This window comes from Kamptonema sp. PCC 6506 (assembly GCF_000180455.1).
In the GTDB taxonomy this organism is placed as follows: domain Bacteria; phylum Cyanobacteriota; class Cyanobacteriia; order Cyanobacteriales; family Microcoleaceae; genus Kamptonema; species Kamptonema formosum.
This window is the reverse complement of sequence record NZ_CACA01000249.1, coordinates 1-4,418: the sequence shown is the minus strand read 5'-3', so window position 1 is coordinate 4,418 and position 4,418 is coordinate 1. Positions and strand designations below refer to the sequence as shown.

The window sequence follows — 4,418 nt, the reverse complement described above, 5'->3', positions numbered from 1 at the left end:
TTCTCCCCTCTTCCCTAGCCCCTAGCCCCTAGCCCCTAGCCCCTCTTCCATGAACACTCCTGCAATTTCCGCCATCATCTGTACCCACAATCGGGACAATTATTTAGGTGCAGCCATCGACAGCTTACTAACACAGGAATTTACCGACTTTGAAATATTAGTAGTAGATAACGGCTCAGGCGATCGCACCCGCGAAATCGTAGAATCCAAACTCACAAACCCCCACCTCAAATACATCTGGGAACCAACCATCGGCCTATCCGTAGCCCGCAACACAGGCGCAAAACTTGCCCAAGCAGAAATCCTAGCCTACCTTGACGACGATGCGATCGCTAGTCCCCAATGGCTATCCGTCCTCCACACCGCCTATCAAAACAACCAAAAACTAGCCATAGCCGGCGGCATCGTCACCCTACTCTGGCCACAAGACCTTCACCCTCCCAAATGGCTCTCCCCCGGTTTAGCAGGCAACCTTGGAGCCTATGACCTCGGCAATGACCCCCTCTACATCAACACACCAGGCTTAACCCCCAGAGGCTTAAACTACTCAATCCGGCGCACCTTCCTAGAGCAAATCGGCGGCTTCGACACCAACTTAGGTCGCATCGGCAAAAAACTACTCTCCAACGAAGAACTCCACGTCACCGAACAAGCATTAAAGTGGGGATGGCAAGTAGCCTATCTCCCCCAGGCCCTAGTAGCCCACAACGTCGCACCAGAGCGAATTAAAAAAACCTGGTTTTTAGAGCGCGGGTGGTGGCAAGGTATCAGCGAGTGTCATCGCGAACAACTCACCGGTCAAACTGGAATTAACCAACTATGGCGAGGAGGCGAGCGGTTAGCACGAGGTTCCTACAAATCCCTTAAATACATCACACAACCAGCCCAGCGCTTTGAAAACTTCGTTTATGCCTACGGTCAAATTGGTTACTTGAGTGCAGCCATCCAGCTCATGCTATTTCACCCGAAATCTACCGATAAGGGGTAGGCTATAGGTAGTAATTGAGGAGTTCGCACTTCACCATTCACAACTCTACAGCCTTCAGGTTCAAGCACTCAACCATGACCTCTACTTCATCCAAGATTCCGGTTTCCGTTCTCATCCCGGCCAAAGACGAAGAAGTTAATCTCCCTGCGTGTCTAGACAGTCTTACCAGGGCGGTCGAAGTGTTTGTGGTGGACTCCCAAAGCACAGACCGCACAGTGGAAATTGCCACCAGTTATGGAGTAGAAGTAGTGCAATTCTACTTTAATAACTGCTGGCCAAAAAAGAAAAACTGGTCTTTAGAAAATCTGCCCTTCCGCAACGAATGGGTATTAATTGTCGATTGCGACGAACGCATTCCTCCAGAACTTTGGGAAGAAATTGCTGAAGTCATCCAAGACCCCAACTTTGACGGTTACTATCTCAATCGTAAAGTCTTATTTTTAGATACTTGGATACGACATGGTGGCAAATATCCAGACTGGAATCTACGCCTGTTTAAACATAAAAAAGGTAGATACGAAAATCTAGGAACAGAAGCCGTTCCCAATACAGGTGACAACGAAGTTCACGAGCACGTCATTTTAGCCGGTCAAGTCGGCTACTTGAAAAATGATATGCTCCACGAAGACTTCCGCAACCTATTTCATTGGATAGAGCGCCACAACCGCTACTCTAATTGGGAAGCCCGCGTTTATTATAATATCCTCGCCGGTCAAGGCGACAGTGGCACAATTGGCGCTAATCTATTTGGAGATGCAGTACAACGCAAGAGATTTCTCAAAAAACTTTGGGTGTGGCTACCTTTTAAACCGATGTTACGGTTTTTGATGTTTTATATTTTTCAGCTTGGCTTTTTAGATGGGAAAGCTGGTTATATTTATGCAAGGCTGCTGAGTCAGTATGAATATCAAATCAGTGCCAAATTATATGAATTACGATATTGCAATGGTCAGTTAAATAAGGCCGAAAAAACGAAAGGTGGAGATTCGGCCAAGGGAAATTTAAAGCCAAATTCATCATTTGAATTTGACCTAGAAAAGGCAGAAGCAGATATCTCACAATCCCCCCTTCCTAATTCTCCATCTCAAATTAATTCTCCTAACTCCTAACTAACTTAACCTAATTAAATCTCAAATAGTAAAGCCTTCTTCTTTCTCTCCTAGATAACTAAAGCCTTCTTACTTCTTCCCCTTCTTCCCTCTTCCTTCTTCCTTCTTCCTTCTTCCTTCTTCCTTCTTCTTAACACTATGGATGCTGAATCTCTAGTTGATTTGCGCCGCTACGACCAATCCTGGTTTGATAAAGGAAAACCTAGTTGGTTTATTTTGCTTTGGTGGTTAGTACAAGGGATTATATTTCCTCTAACCCCTCATCATTTTAACGGCATCAGGCGAACTCTCCTGCGCCTATTTGGTGCTAAAATTGGTACAGGTGTCATCATCCGCCCCACTGCTAGATTTACTTATCCTTGGAAAGTAGAAATCGGAGACTATAGTTGGATTGGAGATGACGTTATTTTTTATAGCCTCGATCGTATTTCTATTGGTAAACATTGCGTAATTTCTCAAAAAAGTTACCTCTGCACTGGTACTCATAACTCCCACGATCCAGCCTTCGGTTTAATCACAGCAAATATTACCATTGGTAATGGCGTTTGGGTAGCAGCAGATTGTTTCATCGGCCCTGCGGTAGAAATAGGGGCTAACGCCTTAATTGCCGCCCGTAGCAGTGTTTTTGAGAATATGCCACCAACTTTTGTGTGTATGGGAACACCTTGTCGGCCGCGTTACCCTAGAGAAATTTGTTAACCGAGAACTGTTAATTGGTGAGAACTTATCTCTCCTCTGCCTAAAGTGATAGAAGAAGGATAAGCTGTTACCCATTTAATGCTTCAGTCCTGGGCGTAATCGATCGCTACCTTAAGCTACCATCAACTAGACCCCTCGCGATCGCGAATCACGCAAATGCAAATATTGACCAGTAAATTTACCTAATTAAACGTAAAATTCTGAGGAATAAAGAGCTTACTGCCTTCTGCCTTCTGCCTTGTAGTTATAACTCATTTTAGTTGTTGACTAAACCTACAATCGATGGTATGCTACTTTTAAGTTTTTATAAGTAAGTCAACTTAATAAAATTAAAGAGTTCCCGTAGGCTCGGTCTTTGGTACGAAACCGAACTCTTTGTTAACGGTTAACTGTTAACAAAGTATAAGGGTTTTGAGGGATAACTCTGTCGGCCAACTTATCCTAAAAATACAGGACTTATGCAAAAATCTCTGTAGCGCTACAAACAAATTAACAATTAAAAATTAAATTCATTATTTTTAATTTGGCATTTTTAATTTTTAATTGTTACATCTTGGCGGTTTCTTAACCGGGCCTACTGATGGCTTTACTGCACAAGCGTGTATAAGTCCGAAAATAATTAGGTTGACTACTTAAAAAACATAAATCTTAGCCCATAAAATCAGCCCTAATCATCACTACAATCTCAGCCAAGATAATGACAAATGAACTAGAGCTACCCAAAAAGCCATCCTTCATCACACCCGCCTTAATTGGGACAGTTTCATTATTTATAGCATTAGTTCCCATATCTTTAGCACCAATATTAGTCAAATTTTGCGAAGAAGAAATCAGTTCAAATGCCGTAGCCTTTTATCGCGGCTTAATTGGTACATTAGCCTTTGGATTATTGAGTGGAATTGATACAGTCCGCCGCCAGCAACCTGGCACTAAACCTGTAGAAGTTCAGCCTTTTACAAAACGGGAAGTATGGCTATTTTTAGGAATGGGAATAGCCGCAGCTACCTACTTTATACTATGGGCTTGGTCGCTAAATCAAACTACAGTTGCCAACGTTACTTTACTCTTTGGTTTGAACCCCGTTTTCATCGGTTTAGCAGGATGGTCGTTATTTGGTCAGCAATTCGATCGGAAATTCCTAGTTGGTATGATGATGTCAATGGGAGGAGCTATCGCCATTGGATTCAATGACGTACAATTCGGTACAGACCAACTACAAGGTGATGCAATTGCCTTACTATCAGGGGTTTCCTTCGCTGCATATTTAATCCTCGTAGAAAAACTCCGAGACAACTTTAGCACTGCAACAATCATGCTATGCCGCTGCGGGTTTACTACCTTATTTAGCTTACCCATTATCTTCGCCGAAGAGAGATTATTTCCCTACTCAGCAGTTGGTTGGTTTCTCTTAATTTTCCAATGCCTTTTCTGCCAAGTTTTAGGTCAAGGACTTCTAGCTTATAGCCTTAGCAAATTATCGGCTGGTTTTGTTGCTATCACCCTTTTGATCGAGCCAATTCTTGCCTCAATCTTAGCTTGGATAATTTTTTCAGAACGTTTAGGGTTTTCAGATTGGGTGGCTTTTTCCGTAGTTTTATGTGGCATATTTCTCGCCCAATCCA

General features: G+C 43.1%; 4 protein-coding genes. All 4 read left to right on the top strand.

All coding sequences use genetic code 11. The features are described from left to right. Positions 1-49: 49 nt before the first annotated feature. On the top strand, positions 50-988 hold the full coding sequence (locus OSCI_RS12745; protein WP_007355377.1) for a glycosyltransferase family 2 protein: 939 nt from the start codon (positions 50-52) through the stop codon (positions 986-988). Between the two features lie 74 nt (positions 989-1,062). Further along, positions 1,063-2,097 carry a glycosyltransferase family 2 protein gene (locus OSCI_RS12740; protein WP_007355376.1) on the top strand — a complete coding sequence of 345 codons (1,035 nt, stop codon included), beginning with the start codon at positions 1,063-1,065 and terminating at the stop codon, positions 2,095-2,097. Between the two features lie 138 nt (positions 2,098-2,235). Further along, positions 2,236-2,796 carry a hormogonium polysaccharide biosynthesis acetyltransferase HpsU gene (hpsU, locus tag OSCI_RS12735; protein WP_007355375.1) on the top strand — a complete coding sequence of 187 codons (561 nt, stop codon included), beginning with the start codon at positions 2,236-2,238 and terminating at the stop codon, positions 2,794-2,796. Between the two features lie 697 nt (positions 2,797-3,493). Beyond that, a partial coding sequence (locus OSCI_RS12730; protein WP_039962240.1) for a DMT family transporter occupies positions 3,494-4,418 on the top strand: 925 nt, incomplete at its 3' end.

What these genes read in the sequence shown, in the direction of transcription:
- OSCI_RS12745 (WP_007355377.1), top strand. Translation starts at nt 50, where the DNA reads ATGAACACTCCTGCAATTTCCGCCATCATCTGTACCCACAATCGGGAC.
- OSCI_RS12740 (WP_007355376.1), top strand. Translation starts at nt 1,063, where the DNA reads ATGACCTCTACTTCATCCAAGATTCCGGTTTCCGTTCTCATCCCGGCC.
- hpsU (WP_007355375.1), top strand. Translation starts at nt 2,236, where the DNA reads ATGGATGCTGAATCTCTAGTTGATTTGCGCCGCTACGACCAATCCTGG.